We start from the raw sequence: 1,341 nt of genomic DNA, 5'->3' as shown, positions 1-1,341 counted from the left end.
AAGTAGTATAGTTATTAAATCTGGTAAAAACCCACCCCCTAATTGTACGTTATTGATGTTATCCTTAAATCTTAGAGTCACTATTGTATAATTTAGACAAAGGACAAAAACATGAAAAAACGCTACTCAAAAGAATTTAAAGAAACCCTTATCGCCTTTTATCATTCTGGTCAATCCGTCACCCAGCTGTCTAAAGAATACGACGTGGCCCCTGCAACAATTTATAAATGGATAGACCTCTACTCTAAATCTAATGAAAGCTCCGTCTCTAAAGCTGATTTTCTAGAATTAAAAAGACAACTGGCTAAAGTTAAGGAAGAACGAGACATCTTAAAAAAAGTATTGACCATATTCGCCGAGAAAAAGAAGTGAGTGCTGCGGATATGGCTCTAACCATACAAACTTTAGCACTCAATGTCAGACTAAGCTGTCAACTCCTTGATGTTCCTGAATCAAGTTATTATGAACGGATTAACCGACATCCATCTAAAACTCAATTAAGGAGACAATACCTGTCACTCAAAATTTCTCAACTCTTCAATGCTAACCGAGGAATCTATGGTGCTCCTAAAATTCATCATCTTCTACTTAAACAAGGGGAAAAAGTCGGGTTAAAACTGGTACAGAAGCTAATGAAGCAACTTCAACTCAAGTCTGTAGTCATTAAGAAATTTAAGCCTGGATACTCACTAAGTGATCACATCAATCGAAAAAATCTTATACAGACTGAACCTACAAAGAAAAATAAGGTTTGGTCAACCGACATTACTTATATTCCTACTCAACAAGGATGGGCTTATCTCTCAACCATTATGGATCGTTATACTAAAAAAGTCATTGCTTGGGATTTGGGCAAGCGAATGACTGTAGAATTAGTGCAAAGAACTTTAAATAAGGCCATTAAATCACAAGACTATCCAGAAGCTGTTATTCTTCATTCTGACCAAGGAAGCCAGTATACGAGTCTAGAGTATGAAGAGTTGCTTAAGTATTATGGGATGACTCACTCTTTCAGTCGAAGGGGATACCCTTATCATAATGCCAGTCTTGAATCTTGGCATGGACATTTAAAAAGAGAGTGGGTGTATCAATTTAAATATAAGAACTTTGAAGAAGCCTATCAGAGTATTTTCTGGTACATCGAAGCCTTTTATAATTCAAAACGAATCCATCAAAGTTTAGGGTATCTTACACCTAATCAATTTGAAAAGGTAAGTGCTTAAAATAAATAGATTAAAATTCTACGTTTGTTACTCTAAAAACTTGACTTAACGTCAATGCGACCAGTTCACGCTTCTGCTTCTTCAGGTCGGACTCGGCGACGCGCACCATGCGCTCGGC

At 36.8% G+C, this 1,341-nt stretch carries 1 protein-coding gene; it reads left to right on the top strand.

Annotated elements, in window-relative coordinates; translation table 11 throughout:
• Nucleotides 1-111: 111 nt before the first annotated feature.
• A protein-coding gene (locus tag AB0912_RS35880) for an IS3-like element IS981 family transposase (protein ID WP_366707531.1) occupies nt 112-1,223 on the top strand; the annotation gives its coding sequence in 2 pieces (ribosomal slippage) (nt 112-328 and nt 328-1,223; 1,113 coding nt in all).
• Nucleotides 1,224-1,341: the final 118 nt, after the last annotated feature.

The sequence above is a fragment of the Streptomyces sp. NPDC007084 genome (assembly GCF_040703595.1).
GTDB lineage: Bacteria > Actinomycetota > Actinomycetes > Streptomycetales > Streptomycetaceae > Streptomyces.
This window is presented reverse-complemented; position numbering and strand designations above follow the sequence as displayed.